Raw genomic sequence first — 17,449 nt, 5'->3', positions numbered from 1 at the left:
ATCCGACAAAAGGATGGGTGAGGGGTGTGAGGCATGTGGGGGAGCGTCCTCATCAGAGCTTGAACCGGAAGCCCATGCCCAGGGTCTTGTCCTGGTAACGGATGTCGCGCGGCCGCGTGTTGCCGCTGCCCCAGTACTGGTGCAGGTTGTTGCCCAGCAGGTTGGTGGCCGAGAACACCACCGTGGTGCGCGGGGTCACGTCGTAGCTGATCGAGAAGTCCAGCGAGCTGGCCGGCTCGACCTGGTCCTCCGTTCCGGCGACCGTGGGCTGGGTGAAGAAATCGATGTACCGGCTGCGGTAGCCGTAGGCCAGGCGCGCACTCAGGCCAAAGTTCTCGTAGAACAGCACGGCGTTGTAGTTGTTCTTCGAGACGTTCTGCAGCGGCCGCGAGATCACGGGCCCGCCAAGGAACTCCGGAGACTTGGTATCGCCTTCGATGTAGGTGTAGTTGAACTGCGCACCCAGGCCGCTCCAGGCGCCGGGCAGGAAGTCGAAGGTCTGCTGGTAGGCCAGCTCGACACCCTGCAGATGGCCGCTGCCGGCGCTCTGCGGGGATGACAGCTCGTAGTCCTCTCCGGCGATGACCACATTGGTGATGTAGTTCTGGATGTAGCCATCGATGTCACGATAGAACACGCCCGCACTGACGTAGCCCACCGGGGAGAAGTACCACTCCAGCGACATGTCGTAGTTGGTCGACTTGATCGGGCTCAGGTCGGGGTTGCCACTGCTGGCCACGCCCGCCCGGTTGACGGTGCCGGGGTTCAGCGAGATCGACGGATTCAAGGCACCGAAGTCCGGATAGCTCAGTGTCTTGGCCGCCAGCACGCGCAGCTGCCAGGCATCGTTGAAGTGCAGGTTCAGGCTCGCGTTGGGCAGGGCATTGGTGTCCTGCGTGCTGCGGGTGATGGCACTGTAGACACCCGTGCCCGCGTCGAACGAGAAGGCGTTGAGTTCACGCTTGATCTTCTCCGCACGCACGCCCACCAGGCCATCCACGCGCAGGCCGCCCAGCTCGAAGTCGTACTTCGCCTGCAGGTAGCCGGCGCTCTTGCGTTCTTCGATATCGAAGAAGCGGCCGGGATTCTCCGCCGCCAGTCCGTCCGGCAGACCGTAGTAACGGCGCAGCGCGTCGGCGTTGTCGATCAGGTAGTCGTAGCAGGGCGTCAGGAACGACTGGCTCAGTGCGGAGTTGCCGCGCTTGCTGCAGAAGAAGCTGCTGGCCGGGAACAGCCCCACCACCTGGTTGGCCGGGTTGGGCGAGGCGGTGATGTTGCCCGTACCGGCACCGCCTGGTGGCGGCGTGCTGATTTCCACGCTGCCCTTTGCGCTGGCGGTACGGTCGGCATAGCGCAGGCCGAACTGGAGGTTGGCGATCGGGCCGTCGAGGAACTCGAACGTTCCGTCGCCGCGCCAGCTGTTTTCCTCGCCGCGCGACTCGCCCCAGGTCTGGAACAGGCCATTGAGGTAGAAGCGCGACGGGTCCATGGCCGGGTTGCCGGCCAGGTACCAGTTCTGGTGCTTGCCCGAGGTGCCGTCCCAGACGGTGGTGATCGGCCCGGCCAGGAAGGTGTCGATGATGAAGTTCTCATCGCGGTAGTAGCCAGACGTACGGGCCACTTCGGTGGACAGCCGCAGCTGGTCGCCGCGCCACTTGAAGCCCAGCGCGTTCTGGATGTCCTGGCCGCGCTGCTTGTGCGCCTGGGTGCTGCTGGCGGCATAGCTGTCGCCGGTCCATGTACCTGCGGTGGCGTCGCAGATGGTCTGGCCGGAGAGCGGCCCGTCCAGGCGGTTGGCATAGCAGTTGTCGCCGACCTGCAGCCCCGTCGGCGGCACCACCCCGACCGGGAAACTGAACAGGAACGCCTGGTCATAGTCGTCTCGCACGAAATCATAGAGGCCCTCGACATAGACCTCGGTGCGTTCGCTGGGTTTCCACTGCAGGGCATAGTTGAACGCACTGCGCTTGCGGTCGCCATGGTTGTAGTTGGTGCCCCAGCCATTGGGGGCGGCGATCAGGTTGCCGTCATCGGTACGTGCCGGCGTGCCATCCGGATTCTCCAGCACCTTCGGGAAGTCACCCCACACCGCATCGTACGCATAGCGCTTGCCGACATAGCCGAAGTTGACCATGGCGCCGATCTCGCCGGCATCGGTGTCCCAGCGGTTGCTCAGCAGCAGGCTGGCGGAGGGATCGATGTCGCCACCGTACTTGCTGTGCGTACCGGTCACGGTGCCGGCGATCTCCGCACCGTCGAAATCCAGCGGGCGGCGCAGCTGGATGTCCACCAGGCCCGCGATGCCGCCCAGTGGCAGGCTCGCCTCGCTGCTCTTGTAGACGTTCAGGCTCTTGATGGCGGTGGCCGGCAGGTTCTGGAAGGCGTAGCCGCGGCCGGAGCTGCTGAAGATCTCACGGCCGTTGAGGGTGCTGATCACGTTCGGCAGGCCGCGGATCACCACCCCGGTGGTCTCGCCCTGGTTGCCCTGCGCCACCTGCACGCCGGTAACGCGCTGCAGGGCGTCGGCCACGCTGTTGTCGGGCAGCTTGCCGATGTCTTCGGCAACGATCGAATCGACGACCATCTCCGCCTCCTGCTTGATCGACTGGGCGGTCTGCAGGCTTTGGCGCAGCGCGGTCACGGTGACCGTGTCCAGGTTGACGGCCTCCTGCGAGCCGGCCTCCTGCGCCTGCACCAGAGAGGGCAGGGCGAGGGCCGAAAGGATGGCCAGGGAAAGCACGGTGCGGGAAGAACGAGCGGTCATGGCGGTATCTCCGGATTCCGGAAAGCAGTCGCGGTTGAGTGGCCCGCCTTCATGCGAAGGCGGGCGCCAGTAGGGTCAGAAAGCGGGAACGGAGGTGCGCGGGGTCTTGGCCAGCCTGCGGAACAGCTCGGCTTCGCGTGCCCGGTAGGGCGTGCCGTCGGCATTCAGCAGATCGTGGAACCACACGGTGGGGGCTTCCATCGTGTAGGGGCGCTGCCAGCTGTCCCACGGGAAGCGGGTCTGGATCGCGCCGTCCACGAACCCCCAGTTGATCATGCCGATGTTCTCGCGGCGGGCGATCGGAAGGATCGTGTCCACGTTCGAGCCTGCGCCGCGTGCCAGCCATTCGGTGCAGATCAGCGGGCGGCCGTACCTGCGCAGCTGTGCAATGCGGGCAACGAATGCCTCCGGCTGCTCGTAGTTGTGGAAGGTGATCACATCCGACTGCTCCAGCTGCGTGCGCTGGATCGCGGTGAGCGATGCGGCGCCCGGCGACCAGTCATCGCCGATCCACACGCCGCTGGTGAGCGGCTGCACCGGCTTCTTCGCGCGTGCCCAGTCGAAGATCTTCGGCAGCAGTTCGGCGATGCGTTCCTGCTCGCCCGGCAGCTGCTTGTCCATGTAGTTGCCACCCCCGGGGTTGTCCGGCTCGTTCCACAGGTCCCAGGCCAGCACGCGCGTGTCGTTGGCGAAGTGACCGATCACGCCCTCCACATAGGCCTGGAAGTGCGCGTCGTTGGCGCGGTCCACCAGCATGTGGCGGCTCGGGCTCTGCACCCAGCCGGAGTTGTGCACGCCGGGAATCGGGCGGCGCTGCGGGCCGAGCACCGGATCCGGGTCCCAGCAGCTGTCGAACAGCACGAGCATCGGGCGGATGCCGTTCTTCTCGGCGATGGACAGGAAGGTGTCGATGCGCTTCAGCAGGCCCTGCGGGTCCTGCTGCCACAGCAGGTCATGCAGGTAGACGCGCATGGTGTTCATGCCGAACTGCTCGTGCGCCCAGCGGAGTTCGCGGTCGATGGCTGCCGGATCGAAGGTCTCGGCCTGGAACATCTCCAGCTGGTTGATGGCGTTGGAGGTGGTGTAGTTCGCGCCCACCAGCCACTGCTGTCTGGAATACCACGCGTCGGCTTCGGCCGGGGTCCAGCGTGCGGCGTCGGTCGCATGCGCCATCGGTGCGACGGCGAGCAGCGTTGCCAGCAAAGGGGTAAGCCACTTTCGCATGAGATGCATCTCCTTGGTTCATGAGCTGCCCGTCCTGGCGTGAGCCAGGAGGCGGGCGGTGCGTACTGCGTCGGATTGCCGGTGCCGTGGGCGACCGGCGTGCCAGCTGCGCGGGATCAGCGGGCGGGCGGTGTGCGGTCGGTCGAGAAGTCGTAGACGATGCGGTTCACATAGGTCTCGCCCGGGGCCAGCCGCGCCGAGCCGAACGACGGCTGGTTCGGTGTGTCCGGGAACAGCTGCGGTTCCAGCGCGATGGCATCGCCCTGGCGATAGACACGGCCACTCTTGCCCACGGTGCTGCCGTCGAGGAAGTTGCCCGAATAGAACTGCAGGCCAGGCTGCGTGGACAGCACGGTCATCACGCGGCCCGAGCGCGGGTCGTGCACGCGGGCGACCTCACGCGGCTCGCGCGTGGGCGATCTGCTGATGACCCAGTTGTGGTCGTAGCCGCGACCATGCAGCAGCTGCGGCTCATTGCCCTGGCGCAGGTCGCGCCCGATCGGCTTGGCCGTGCGGAAGTCGAAGGCGGTGCCTTGCACCGGCTGCAGCACGCCCGTGGGAATCAGGCTCGCATCCACCGGCGTATAGGCGCTGGCCGGAATGGTCAATTCGTGATCCATCGCCGAGCCGGAACCCTCGCCGGACAGATTCCAGTATGCGTGGTTGCTGAGGTTGACGATGGTCGGTGCATCGGTCGTGGCGCGGTACTCCACCTCCAGCCGGCCATTGCCCTTCAATGCGTAGGTTGCGGTGACGGTGAGCGTGCCCGGATAGCCCTGGTCGCCGTCAGGGCTGACATGCTGCAGGGTGGCGTGATCGGCGGCGGCGTCGACGATCTTCCACACCACCTTGTCGAAGCCGCGGGTGCCGCCGTGCAGGCTGTTCGGCCCATTGTTGACCGGTACCTGATAGGTCCTGCCATCCAGGGTGAAGCGACCCTTGGCGATGCGGTTGGCGAAGCGGCCGACGATCGTGCCGAAGTACTGCGGATTGTCGAGCGTCGCCTTGAGCGTCGCGTCGCCAAGCAGTACATCCGCGTATGCGCCATCACGGTCCGGCACTTCCAGTGAATGCAGTGCAGCGCCCAGCGTCAGTACCGTGGCCTGCATGCCGGTGCCGTCACGCAGCAGGATCGACTCCACCACGGTGCCATCGGCCGTCCGGCCTACCACAGCGCGTTCCTGTGCCTGACCTGCGCCCACTGCAGACAGTGCCAGTACGCCGATCAGCCCTGCCGTCTTCCCCTTGCCAGCACGCATTGCTCAAGACCCCTCTCGATGTCGTGATGCGTACAAAAACATATAATCAGACAATACGCACGTTGCGACGCAGCACGTGATCGGACCGCCGCGTTCGGCTGGGGTCAACGCGCAGTCGCGGTCATCGCGTGCAGTGCGGAGAAGCCGCGCACCACGGCGTCGGCGGACGCCACCGCGTGCGTGGCGATGCCGATTTCCGACAGCGCCGCCTGGTACAGCCGGGTGACCGGTCCGGAGCCCACCAGTGGCACCGACGCCGACCTCAGCCCGGGGAACAGCGCCAATGCGTCTGCAATCTCCGCACCGGCCAGCAGTCCGCGCAGGTAAGCGCTGGTCGCCGTGCGCGGCAGGGTGCCGCGGATCATCCGTGCCCGCACGCCGAAGAGCAGCGCACCCAGGCCCAGTCGGCGGTCGGCGCCTGCATGCACACCCTCGGCGAAGGCCGGTCCTGGCTCACCCGGTCCGTCCAGCACCGAGGCAAGCAGGCCGCCACTGGCCAGTCGATCGAACAGTTCGCCGGACATCGAGGTCATGAAGCTCTGCACCTGGCCGTCGATCAGCTGGATCCACTTGGTATGCGTACCCGGCAGCGCCACGATGGCATCGGGGCCGACATCGCCGCCGCGCAGCAGCCCCAGCAGCTCGGTCTCCTCACCGCGGAGCACGTCCGGCATGCCATCCACGGGGCGCACGCAGGCCATGCCGGGCACGATGCTCACGGAGAGCTCGCCGATACGGGTCGGCACCAGCTGCTGCGCGATCGAGGCAACACCTGCAGGGCACTCCACGTAGCCGGCATCGATCCAGCCGACATTCGACCCGATCATGCCGGCCGCATAGGCGTGGCGTGCAGCCGGCCAGCGTGCGCGGATCGTGTTGGCGGCCACCACCATGTCGTCACGGTCCAGCGTGGCCACGCCCGCAGGCATTTCATGGGCATCAAGCCGCTCACCGTTGGGGCTGATCAGATAGGCGCGCAGATTGCTGCTGCCCCAGTTGATGCCGATGATGCTGTCGGGGTGGTCCTGCTGCATGGTGGTTCCTTGGCGGCGGTGGTGTTGCCTATTGTCTGATTATATGGTTTGGTTGCCGCTCGCTGGCAAGCCTGCCGGCGCAGTTCCAGTCGGGAGGGGAACGCAATGAACGGCACGCTTTCCATGGCGCTTGCAGCGCTGCTTCAGGTATCGACGAACGCGTCCGCCGCAACGCCGGCGGTGGACAATCCGCTGCTGGACTCCGGGCCGGACCCGTGGATCACCCGCGATGGGGACGTGTTCTATTACATGGGCACGCACGGTGATCGCCTCGCCATCCGCGCCACCCGCGACCTTGCGCACCTGGCTGACGCACGCGAAGTCACGGTGTGGCGTCCGCCGGCAACGGGGGCGAATGCCAAGTCGATCTGGGCGCCGGAACTGCATCGCATTGATGGGCGCTGGTACATCTACTACACGGCGGCAGCGGGCGATGCACCCGAAGGCCAGGAAGACGCCCATCGGGGGGTGTTCGTGCTGGAGAACAGCAATGCCGATCCGACCCGGGGTACATGGACCGATCGCGGACGGCTGGCCACGGCACACCCCGGCATCGACGGCACCACTTTCGTAACCGGCGGCAAGCGCTACTTCGTGTATTCACCCTACGTGGGACCGGACAGCGTGCTGGCCATCGTGGCCATGGCCAACCCCTGGACCCTGCGGGGCAGCGAAACCATCATTGCGCGGCCCGACCAGGCGTGGGAGCGACAGGGCGGGCGGCAGATCCTGGAGGGGCCGGAGTTCCTGCAGGGCCCACGCGGCGATCTGTTCCTGACCTATTCGGGCAGTGCGTGCTGGTCGGATGACTACGCGATTGGACTGCTGCACGCCAAGGCGGGCGCCGATCCGCTGGATGCGAGCGCGTGGCACAAGGCGAAGCAGCCGATCCTTGCCAAGCATCCTGCTGGCAACGTGTACGCGCCGGGGCACAACGGTTTCTTCCAGATGGCCGACGGTGCGCCGTGGATCATCTACCACGCCAACCCGGGGCCGGACATGGGCTGCACCGCCAGGCGCTCGCCGCGCATCCAGCCGGTGCATTGGAGCCAGGACGGCATGCCGCTGCTGGATGCGCCGTCCGGGCGCGGAGTCGGGGTGAAGTGATTGCGTCGGCGGTCGAATGCTCTCACGCTTCTTCAGCAGCCTTGTCTGGCGCCAGGGCGGCCGCGCGGCTGTGATGAAACGCCGCCGCAGGGCTGGAGGTGGGAGGTGCCGGATTGTTCCGATGCTTTGCGCTACACCGCCGGCACCGTGATCCTCTGCAGGTCCAGCGTGGCCCGCAGCGCATAGTTCTTGCGGATCACCGGCACGATGCGGGTCAGGCGTGGATCGAAGTAGTCCCTGAACAACGGCGGCCGTGCCGAGCCCAGATAGAACGCACGGTCCTGCTTGACTGCTGCCGGCAACAGCACGTCACTGAAGTCGCTGTCGGAGGCGTCAGTCACCAGGCACGGTACATGGCGGAGCCCAAGCTGGCGCAGCAGGTACAGGCGATGGGAGCCATTGGTCAGGATCAGGCGGTTGCCGATCCGGGTGGCACTGACGAGGTTGTCGCTGAAACCCAGATAGATGACCAGCGCGTGGCTGGCTGCACCGAAGGGTTCGTAGCCGGCGATGGCGGACGGGTCGATCGTCGCCACGTCCAGAAAGCGCAGGTCGTTGGAGCTGGACGCAAAGGTGTAGCTGCCTTCGGACCGGGACGCGCGGACCGGCGGGTGAGCGTGCCGCCCGTTGCGTGCAACCAGCTCCATGATGTCCTGTGCCGTGGGGGAGGCGGGGAAGGCCGCGGCAAGCTCGCTGACATGGCGCAGGTTGATGCACTCCTGGAAGACCACCAGCCGGTCGATCTCGATCATCTGCCATGCGCGCGGCACGTTGTTCGTCATGCGGTGCATCGACGGTTGGCGTGGCGCGTGGTCGGCCAGCGCCGCCATCTCCGCAGGAAGTGCATGCACCTCGACCGCGTCGGCGTCGTTGGCCTCTTCCTTCAGCTGGCGCAGCGCGTCGGCGCGGGCGTTCTTCCATTCCTCCACCAGCATCGCCTCATCGAAGCATCCGGGCGGGCATCGCTCTCTGATGAAGCGGATGAACCTCGGCAGCGGGAACGGTCCTTTGAGCAGAAGGGTGGGCTCAAGGCCATCGTCACTGGTCGGGTCGCTCATCCATTTCCCCTTCGAGAAGGCGTGTCGACGTTGCCGGACAGCGACAGTCGTCACACTGAAATAATATGTTATATCGTAACATTTGCATGCCTTGACGGCAATCGCTTAGCAACACGCGCAGCGATGGTGGCTTGGCTGCTCCGTATCCGTGGCACGACGCCCGGATACATCCACTGACAAGAGGAGATGTTCATGAACGAGCTGATTGAGCTGGGTGTAGTGGCAGGACAGCAGAACCCTGAAGGCCAGGGTGTGGGCGGTGATCTGATCGAGCTGGGCTCGGTGGTTTCGGAAACCAAGGCACACAACCACGGCACCTTGTGGGATGGCGTGTTCCCGACCACCTCGCCCTGATCCACTGCGGCATGCATGACCTGCGGTGCATGCCCTGCGCATGCACCGCTTCTCCGCCTGGACTGAAGAGATCACGTAATGGAACAGCCTGCGGCGCGCTATTTCCTGTCGAAGCAGGCCCATGTCTGTGTCACCGGCGATGCAATGGTGATCCTGGACCAGGCGACGGGAAAATACCTGTCGCTCGACCGCCATCGTGCTGCCAGCCTGGGCGGGCTGGTGCTGGGTTGGCCGTTGCCGGCAGACGGCCGGCGGATGCCGGATCTGTTGCAGTCGCTGCTGCAACGCGGGCTGATCACCGACGATCCGCAGCGAGGCAAAGCCGCGACCAGTGCTTCGATCGCGCTGCCGCGCCACTGGATACGCGACGGTGAACCTCGCGGTTGTCCGCGCATCACCGCACGTGACGTCCGCAGATTCATGGCTGCGTGCATGCGTGCCGGATGCAGCAGGACGTTCCTTCCTTTCAGCCAAACAGTGTCCTCGGCGCGCAGGCGTGCGCAGGGATCACAGCGCACGGACGTAGGCGTGCAGGAGCTGGCCCTGCGCGTCCGGGTGTTCGACTGGCTGCGGCCGTTGGCCTTCAGGAAGACGGACGAGTGCTTTCTCTACTGCCTGGCGATGCGCGAATTCCTGTTCAGGCATGGAATCGTCGCGGACTGGGTGTTCGCGGTCAGGACCCAGCCCTTCGCGGCGCACTGCTGGCTACAGCACGGCGATCAGGTCCTGACCGATATCCCCTTCAACCTGCGCCGGATGGTTCCCATCCTGGTGCTGTAGAGGCGCCTCACGCATGTATCGATACATCGCCGTGCTCTGGAACACCTCCTGCGACTCCGCAACCGCCCGGGCGCAGCAGGCGATGCAGCGCATCGAGGCCATGCACGCCGGCGTCACCTGCGTGATGAACGACCACGGCGCCGCGATCTATGTCCAGAGTGACAACCCGGGCTACCTGGACTGCAGCCGCTGCGGCTCGCTGGTCGTGCTCGGCGCGCTGTTCGACAGGAATTTCGGCCGGGATACCGTGCCCGCGCGCGTGCCACTGGATGCGGCCGCCGCCGATGCGGCCTGCGGCACGCAGGGAAAAACCCTCGTGCAGCACTACTGGGGCCGCTATGTAGCGTTCGGCTACCAGCCGCAGTCATTGAGCTGGTTCGTCCTGCGTGATCCCACCGCTGAAATTCCCTGTTACATGACGACGGCGGATCAGCTGACGGTGGTCTTCTCCAGCATGGAAGACTGCCTTGCACTGGGCCTGCGCGATTTCAGCATCGACTGGCCCTTCCTGTCCTACTCGCTGCTGTTTCCGTTCCGTGACGGGTTGCAGACCGGCTTCAGGGAGGTCACCGCCATCGAGGCCGGGGAGGCCGTTTCGATCCGCGATGGCGAGCCGGTCAGCCGGCAGTGCCACTGGGACATCGTGCGCCTGGCCCGCGACGAACCGATCGAAGACCTGCAGGAGGCGGTGCAGCTCGCGCGCTCCACGCTGCTGGGCTGCATCGGTGCCCTGGCCAGCCGGCACCGGCGTATCCAGCTGCAGCTGTCGGGTGGGCTGGATTCCTCCATCATCCTCGCCGGCCTGCTGCACGCACCTTCCATGCCGGAAGTGGACTGTGTCCACCACTATGACGACGGCATCGGTGCCGATGAGCGGATGTTCGCCCGCATGGCGGTGGCCGGTGCCAGTGAGTCGTCGGGCCGGCGCTGCGGGTTCGTCGAGTACCGGCGGCAACCCCACTGCGCGCTGGAAGAAATCATGACCTTCCCGCGGACGGCGCGGCCGGCACATTGCTCGGGCTACCTTCTGCATCGCCGTGATGTCGCCTTTGACGCAGATACCGTGCAGTTCACCGGCGTCGGCGGCGACGCGGTCTTCCTGCGCTTCAAGGGCAACGCTGCGGCGATCGACCATGCCTGGCGGCGCGGCATCGACCGCCACTTCTTCCGGGTCGCCTTTGAAACCGCACAGTCGGGCGATTCGCTTTATGGCGTCCTCAAGGATGCGGTGATCCATGGGCTGCTCAGGCGGCCGGCCAGCATCAACGGTCGCTGGGGAAACCCCTGCGAATGGGTGAAGGTCGACGCGACCGAGCAGGACGTCACGCCACCGGCCTGGCTGCGCCATGCGCGCAACGAAGGCCATGAGGTGTCACCGTACAAGCTTGCGCATATCAGCCGGATGGTGTTTCCGACCAGCGTCCTTGATCCGTTCGAGGGAGCGGGTCGCTGGCACGGTGTCTCTCCGATCAGCGCACAACCGCTGGTCGAACTGTTCGCGCGCATGCCGCTGCGTCTGCTCATGGCGGACGCGGAGGACCGGACGATCGCACGGCGTGCCTTGCAGGGGCTGCTGCCGGACGCTCTGCTGTCGCGGAAGGTGAAGTCCTACCTCGACGATCATTCGGTCGCGGTCACCCAGGGCCATCAGGCGTTCATCCGCAGCCTGCTTGTCGATGGGCTGCTGGCCCGGCGTGGGTACATCGACAGCGCCTCGGCCGACGCTGGCATCCGCCGGGTCGGCCCGGATCATTCGTCGCAGGTGCTCGGCATCTTCGGCCCGCAGGTCAACATCGAAGCCTGGCTCAGGCGCTGGGCAGAGCGGCCCGCAGGGCAGGGAGCCGGAGTCGCCTAGGCGCTCCGGCTCATCTCCTCGAGGTACAGGCTCTCAAGATCGTTGGCGGTGATGGTGGTGGCATCCAATGTCCTGCGCAGCCGCCCGGCCTGCATGAGGCCGATCGTGGTGGCCACCTCGCGGGCGCGGAACAGATCGTGCGTGGCCATCAGGATGGCGGTGCCACGATCACGCTGCCGCACGATCAGGTCATGGAACTCGGCCGACGCGGTGGGGTCGAGGCCGGAGGTTGGCTCGTCAAGCAGCAGTGCCTTGGCGTCCTTGACGATGGCCAGGGCAATGCCGACCTTCTGCCGCATGCCCTTGGAGTAGAGGCCCACGCGTCGTCCGAAGACATCCGGCGCCAGGCCCGCTGTACTCAGTGCATCCCGCAGCCGGGCGGGTGAGCGGTCGTCCACGCCGGCCAGACGCGCGAAGTAGTCCAGGTTCTCAAGACCGGACAGCTCGTCGTACAGCGCCACGGTCTCGGGGATGTACAGCAGCCTGCGTCGCACCTCCTGCGGGTGCCGGTGCGCGCTGAGTCCATCGACTTCCGCGGATCCGGAGGTAGGGGTGAGGAAGCCCAGAAAGAGCTTGATCGTGGTCGATTTTCCCGCACCGTTGGCTCCGAGCAGACAGAAGATCTCGCCGGGTCCCACCTCGAAGCTGACGTCGTCGAGTGCCCGGTGGGTGCCGTGTTCCTTGACCAGGTTCTTTGCAGAAAGCATGTGGGCTCCTCAAGGGGCCGCCAACCGGCGACGCATCGATCCGGCGGCGATCAGCAGAATCAGGGTGGCGGCGAGCAACGCCGCGAGATCGGCACGCACTCCACGCCGGCCCACGCCGGCCGGCTCCACGAACCGGAAGCGGGGCAGGGCTTCATATTCGGCAAGTGTCTGCGGCGCGTCGCGATCCAGGTACGCCTTGTGCAGCAACCGACGGGCCTGCCAGAACGCATGAACCTGGTCCTGGAAGGCGAGCGCGCGATCCGCGTCCGAGCCGGCGATGCGGTCCAGCGCGTCCTGTACTGCGACCGCGGGCATCAGCAACCGCACGTTGTCCAGCACCCGGCGGCGTGCATCCTGCGCCCGCTCATGCGATTCGATCAGCGGCGCAAGGTCGAGATCGGTCGCCAGCAGGTCGGCATAGGCCTCACGCACATGGTCCGGAATCACCGGTGTCGAAGAACGTACAGCCGTTGAAGCACTGCGGCGATGGAGTGTCTGTTGCCTGGCCGTTGCGGCCAGCCGCGCCTTCACGTCGGTCGCGAGCTGCATCTGTGATGGCGGCGGAACGGCCAGATTCACTGCGGCGAGGGTCAACGACGGGGCCATCACCACGATCAGCAACCACACTCCGCCGGCCGCAATGGCCGCCTCCGTGGTGCGCCGGGCGAAACAGCCGATCAGCACCGCCACCGCCAGCCAGAAGCCGCCATAGGCGAGGATGACCAGCGAGAGCAGGCCGAGGCCGGCAAGGCTCTCCGCACCGGACCACGCCGCCGCGCCGACCAGGATCACTCCCGCAGGCAGCAGCACCACTGCGCCCCGGGCCAGCGCCTTTACCGCAATCAGCCGTCCCGCCGCGACCGGCTGCGACAGTACCAGCGCAGCGATGCCACGCTCGCGCTCGCGGGCCCAGAGGTCATAACTGGCTGCCAGGATGACCAAGGGCAGCAGAAAGACGATGACGAACGCCAGATCGAACCGGCCTGCGGCCCGCGCTGCCGGATTGCCGATGTCGGCCCACACGTTCCTGAAAAGCTGGGTGCGATCGCCCAGCGCCACCACATCCGCCGTATAGGGATAGGCCTCCGCCTGCCCGATCGACACCGACGCCATCGCAGCCGGCGGTAGCACGGGTTGGACGCGCGGCAACACCGAGGGCGCCTTGCCGACGAACCCCCGGCTGCGGTCATGGGTGTGCTGCTCTTCGAGCTGGATCACGCCGATGGCGGCGTTACGCTGTTCGACCCACGCCCTGCCATTCCACGCGGCGTAGGCGGCCAGCGCCAGCAGCAGCGTCAGCAGGGTGGGCAGCGCCCGATCGCGCAGCAGCCTGCGCACCTCATGGCCGGCAACGGAAAGACTGCTCATGGAGTCGTCCCCAGGCGCCGGGCCGAGAAGAACACCAGTCCAAGCGCCAGCAGCACCCAGCCCAGCAGAATGGCCACGTTCGCCGCCTGTGCCGCGGCAATGCCGGCCAGGCACTGTTGCCCCGGCGTGTAGGCCACGGACCGGGTGAGGGTCGCGATGTCGGCACGATGCTTCTCCCCCTGCGGCGCCTTGTGCTGCTTCACTTCCGCATTGAGTGCCTGGATCAGGCGGTAGCGGTAGTCTTCCACGCTCTGCAGGAAGGCCAGGTGCGCCGCAAAATCGGTGCGGGCGAATGCGCGTGACCATGACTGCAGCGCGATGGCCGGAGAAACGAAGGCGAATGCGCGCTGTGTTGCTTGCTGCTGCCGATAGGTCGCATGGATCCGCTCGAAGTGGCGGTTGTAGGTGTCCGTCGAGTTCCTCTCTGCGAACTCCAGGGCCACGCCCCGGAAGTTGACGGGAAGCTCTTCCACCGTGTCGACCTGGTAGCGCGCCATCAGCGCGTGTCGCAGGGCGTCCAGCCGCTTGTCCGCAGGGTCATGGCCATCCACTCCGTTCTCCGCCTCTTCCGTCACGGCGGCCCTGAATGCCGGCGCGCTGGGCGTGGGATCCAGCGATTCGGCCACCGCTGGCGCCATTCGTGGCACCAGCACGGTGGCTACCACCCAGAACCCCAGCAGCACCACCAGCGAGGTCCGCGCCGAGCTGGACAACGCCGAGACACCGACCGTGAGGGCACAGAACACCAGCAGATAGAGTCCGTAGGCCGCGCACATGGCCAGCAGCGCGGCGATGTCCATCCAGCCGGCGTTCTGTCCCGCCACAGCGGGAACCGTCGCCGCCAGCATGGCAAGCACCAGCAGCAGGGAAGCACTTGCCAGAGCAATCAATCGGCCGATGATCAGCACCGCAGGCGACGCCCCGGTGCCGAGTTCCTGGCGAAGGGTTTCGCGGGCGACGTCACCGGACAGCGTGGCGAAGCCGGCAAGGATGATGAGCAGCGGCGCTACTACCTGCAGCGCCCAGGCGGCAGAGAAACCGTCGAACCGGCTGAGGGCGGTACCCGCGTCCATCGCGCGATGCCTGGCCGGGTTCTGTGCGTGACCTTCGATGAACACCGAGGTGCCCAGTACATCGGTCAGTCCCGGATCGAGCGCGGCCAGGGGGCGCACCGGTGCGGGAATGGCGCGTCCCACATGCGCCGCGGCATGGGGATCGATCACGCCCTGGCCGTCCCACAGCCGCGCTTCCTCCGCTGCTATGGCCTGGCGCTCCTGCGCCTGCAGGGACAGGCGCGCGGCACCCGTGGCAACGGATGCGCCCGCAAGCAGCAGCAGGACCAGGGCGAGCCACGGCAGGCGCCGCTCACGCCACATCAAGGTCAGCTGGGTTGCCGCGACACCGGCAGCTTGCCGAAGCGTCGACGCAGGCCGGAAGCGGGCGGGGGAGGGCGGGCTCATCCGGCTTACCAGCGATGCGTGAGGGTCACCGACAGGAAGCGCCCCAGCGCGGTCGCATTGGTGGGGTCGTAGCCGGTGTTGATGCTGTTGATGATGAAGGGCGGATCCCGGTCGAGCAGATTCTGCACGTTGAGGGCGAGCGACGTGCCTTCGTGGTCGCCGGCCGGGGCGCCGAAGTGGTACTTGAGGTTCAGGTCGACGGTCGTCCAGGAGCTGACGTGTGGGTGGGCGATGTTGGCCGGATCGCGGTAGCTGTCCACGTAGTTCACGAAGACGCCGCCTGCGGCCTGGCCCCGGTCCAGGGTCAGGCCGCCGCGCAGCTTGAGGTCGACCGGGTAGTACACCGCGTTGACCGCGTCCAGCTCGGGCGATGTGCTGGTCACGCGCCGCGTCGATTCGAGGATGTACTGCCCGGCCAGGTTCATCGCGATCCGCGTCTGGCCCACATCGACGCGATAGGACGCGTTGAGATCGACGCCGCGCTGCGAGGTGTATGCGTTGTTGCGGAAGCGGTTGTCCAGGATCACCTGGCTGCTGGTCTCATCCAGACCGGCAGGGAGTGCATACGGCCCCACACGTGAGACGAACAGCCCCAGGCCCGACACGCCCAGTTGGCGCGCCTGCTGGATCTGCTGCTGCGATGGATCGACGGTCAGGATGTCCGCGTAGGGGGCCGTGGACTGCAGGAACAGGGACGGGAAGCTGCCGCCGAAGCCGCTGCCGATCCGGTCCGCATAGTCGATGTGATAGTAGTTGGCATCAACCGTGAGGCCGGGAACGGAGGGCGGCGCGAACGAGAACCCGCCGGTCCAGGTTTTCGCACGCTCGGGGCCGAGATCGGGATTGCCGTTGGAGAGCATCATCAGGACGGTGCTGCCGTTGGCCGCGTTCGGGTTCGGCACGTTCGCCACGACCACGGTGTTGTTCAGCTGCATGTCCTGGTAGACCGGCGCGCGGTAGGAGCGGCCGTAGCTGGTACGGAAGGAGAGTCCCTCGGTGGCTTCCCACAGCAGCCCCAGCTTGGGATTCAAGGTGGAGCCGAAGTCGCTGTAGTCGTCGTAGCGCGCCGCCGCGGTCAGCGACAGGCTGCGAACGCCGGGCATCTCCTTGAGCAGCGGGATGTTGAGCTCGGCAAAGGCGGACCTGATCGTGCGCTGCAGATCGAGCGGCTTTTCCAGCCCACGGTGATCGAGCAGCTCATAGCCATCGCGGCGGTAACCGACGCCGACCGCTGCGCGTACCGGGCCGGCGGGCAGGCTGAACACCTCGCCGTCGGCCACCACGTCCAGGTAGCGCGATTCAGAGTTCGTATCCGTCGGTGGCGCCGTGCCGACGGTGCTGCCGGTAATGGTCGTGCGCTCGTAGGACACCTCGTTCCTGCCGAATCCAGCGTCCAGGCGCGCCTGCCACTGGCGCGGGAGCTCCAGGGTCAGGCCTGCGAACACATCGAACTGCTGCGTGTGCGGGAACAACCGGGTTTCGTCGGCCGTGCCGGAGATGGTGGTGTCCATCTCGCGCTTGGCGAACGAGCCGGTGAGATTCAGCGTCAGCACATCGCTGAGCTCCTGCACGCCATCGACATACAGGCTGTGCCGCTTCGATCCGGGATAGAGATCGTAGGGCCTGACCGTGACGTTCCGGGAGAAATCCTTGTCGGCGGCGGGCAGGTTGCCCTGCTTCAGGAACTCGTAACTTGCCAGCACACGGCCGCGGTCCCACGCCCACCCCGCGGACTGCGACACCTGGTACTCGTCCATGTTGCCGGTGGTGACCGTGCCGTACCGCAGCGACGACTCATAGCCGGTGAAGTCCTGGCGCAGGATGATGTTGACGACGCCACCGACGGCATCGGTGCCGTAGATGGCAGAGGCACCATCGGTGAGGATCTCCACGCGTTCGACCGCACTGAGTGGAATCAGCGATACATCGACATACTGGTAGCGGTTCGATGAGGTCACGCGATGGCCGTTGACCAGGGTCAGCGTAGTGCCCGTACCCAGGCCACGCAGGTTGATCGCGGTGCCCTGGCCGAAGTTGTTGCCGGTATCACGGTCAACACCGAGATTGGCCACATTGGCACCATTGGCGCCGCCACCGAAGTTCTGCGGCAGCTTCTCGAACAGCTGCTGCAGGGAGGCCACGCCAGTGCGGTCGATGGCCTCCCGGTCGATCACGATGACCGGCGACGCACCACCGCCGACGGCATCGCGGATGTTGCTGCCAATGACCAGCACCTTGTCCAGGGTGGCCGTGGGTGCATCGTCGTCGGTGCCCGCGTTCTGTGCCTGGGCTGGTGCTCCGATCTGCAGCGCGGCAGCGATGCTCGCGGCCAGCAACGCGCGCCTACCGCCCTTGAATACCTGTTCCATTCCCCGGTCCATCACTCTCATCCGATATCGGCCTGCAGCACTGTCACGTGCATTTGAGGGCGATGTTATATCATATCATTCAACTATACAGGGACTGCCTTGCCCTGTGG

The 17,449-nt window shown here is 66.2% G+C and carries 13 protein-coding genes; 4 read left to right on the top strand and 9 right to left on the bottom strand.

Annotated features, from left to right (window positions below; translation table 11 throughout):
- Positions 1 to 52: 52 nt before the first annotated feature.
- The 4 genes from N8888_RS09695 to N8888_RS09680 all read right to left on the bottom strand — a co-directional run bounded on the left by N8888_RS09695 (position 53) and on the right by N8888_RS09680 (position 6,281).
- Positions 53 to 2,764 carry a TonB-dependent receptor gene (locus N8888_RS09695; RefSeq protein ID WP_263174291.1) on the bottom strand — a complete coding sequence of 904 codons (2,712 nt, stop codon included), beginning with the start codon at positions 2,762 to 2,764 and terminating at the stop codon, positions 53 to 55.
- A 75-nt stretch (positions 2,765 to 2,839) separates the two neighbouring features.
- On the bottom strand, positions 2,840 to 3,988 hold the full coding sequence (locus tag N8888_RS09690; protein ID WP_263174290.1) for a cellulase family glycosylhydrolase: 1,149 nt from the start codon (positions 3,986 to 3,988) through the stop codon (positions 2,840 to 2,842).
- 116 nt (positions 3,989 to 4,104) lie between these two features.
- A complete protein-coding gene (locus N8888_RS09685) occupies positions 4,105 to 5,247 on the bottom strand; it encodes an aldose epimerase family protein (RefSeq protein WP_065182275.1) in 1,143 nt (380 codons plus the stop codon).
- A gap of 104 nt (positions 5,248 to 5,351) precedes the next feature.
- A complete protein-coding gene (locus tag N8888_RS09680) occupies positions 5,352 to 6,281 on the bottom strand; it encodes a 2-dehydro-3-deoxygalactonokinase (RefSeq protein WP_197600007.1) in 930 nt (309 codons plus the stop codon).
- A gap of 105 nt (positions 6,282 to 6,386) precedes the next feature.
- Between N8888_RS09680 and N8888_RS09675 the strand changes: the two genes are divergently transcribed.
- Positions 6,387 to 7,388: a glycoside hydrolase family 43 protein gene (locus tag N8888_RS09675; RefSeq protein WP_197600006.1), complete on the top strand. Its 1,002-nt coding sequence runs from the start codon at positions 6,387 to 6,389 to the stop codon at positions 7,386 to 7,388.
- 131 nt (positions 7,389 to 7,519) lie between these two features.
- Here N8888_RS09675 and N8888_RS09670 read toward each other — a convergent pair whose 3' ends face one another.
- Positions 7,520 to 8,446, bottom strand: a complete 927-nt coding sequence (locus tag N8888_RS09670) for a ParB N-terminal domain-containing protein (protein WP_263174282.1) — start codon at positions 8,444 to 8,446, stop codon at positions 7,520 to 7,522.
- A gap of 192 nt (positions 8,447 to 8,638) precedes the next feature.
- Between N8888_RS09670 and N8888_RS09665 the strand changes: the two genes are divergently transcribed.
- From N8888_RS09665 to N8888_RS09655, 3 genes are all read left to right on the top strand, one after another.
- The gene (locus tag N8888_RS09665) at positions 8,639 to 8,800 is read left to right on the top strand and encodes a hypothetical protein (protein WP_195840294.1); all 162 of its coding nucleotides are present in this window, start codon (positions 8,639 to 8,641) and stop codon (positions 8,798 to 8,800) included.
- A 78-nt stretch (positions 8,801 to 8,878) separates the two neighbouring features.
- Complete coding sequence (locus N8888_RS09660) at positions 8,879 to 9,580, top strand: lasso peptide biosynthesis B2 protein (protein ID WP_263174278.1); 702 nt, start codon at positions 8,879 to 8,881, stop codon at positions 9,578 to 9,580.
- A gap of 13 nt (positions 9,581 to 9,593) precedes the next feature.
- Complete coding sequence (locus N8888_RS09655) at positions 9,594 to 11,435, top strand: asparagine synthase-related protein (protein ID WP_263174276.1); 1,842 nt, start codon at positions 9,594 to 9,596, stop codon at positions 11,433 to 11,435.
- Here the strand turns inward: N8888_RS09655 and N8888_RS09650 are convergent.
- Genes N8888_RS09650 through N8888_RS09635 form a run of 4 tightly spaced genes read right to left on the bottom strand, consistent with a single transcriptional unit; the run spans position 11,432 to position 17,339 of the window.
- Entirely contained in the window at positions 11,432 to 12,142 is a 711-nt protein-coding gene (locus N8888_RS09650; RefSeq protein WP_053515807.1) for an ABC transporter ATP-binding protein, read from the bottom strand. The genes N8888_RS09655 and N8888_RS09650 overlap by 4 nt on opposite strands.
- 9 nt (positions 12,143 to 12,151) lie before the next feature.
- Complete coding sequence (locus tag N8888_RS09645) at positions 12,152 to 13,510, bottom strand: ABC transporter permease subunit (protein WP_263174271.1); 1,359 nt, start codon at positions 13,508 to 13,510, stop codon at positions 12,152 to 12,154.
- The gene (locus N8888_RS09640; protein WP_263174269.1) at positions 13,507 to 14,970 is read right to left on the bottom strand and encodes a DUF3526 domain-containing protein; all 1,464 of its coding nucleotides are present in this window, start codon (positions 14,968 to 14,970) and stop codon (positions 13,507 to 13,509) included. The genes N8888_RS09645 and N8888_RS09640 overlap by 4 nt, the downstream gene beginning before the upstream one ends.
- 5 nt (positions 14,971 to 14,975) lie before the next feature.
- A complete protein-coding gene (locus tag N8888_RS09635) occupies positions 14,976 to 17,339 on the bottom strand; it encodes a TonB-dependent receptor plug domain-containing protein (RefSeq protein ID WP_263174267.1) in 2,364 nt (787 codons plus the stop codon).
- Positions 17,340 to 17,449: the final 110 nt, after the last annotated feature.

This window comes from Stenotrophomonas maltophilia (genome assembly GCF_025642255.1).
Lineage (GTDB): Bacteria > Pseudomonadota > Gammaproteobacteria > Xanthomonadales > Xanthomonadaceae > Stenotrophomonas > Stenotrophomonas maltophilia_P.
The sequence above is the reverse complement of the archived record's forward strand: the minus strand, read 5'-3'. Positions and strand labels throughout refer to the sequence as shown.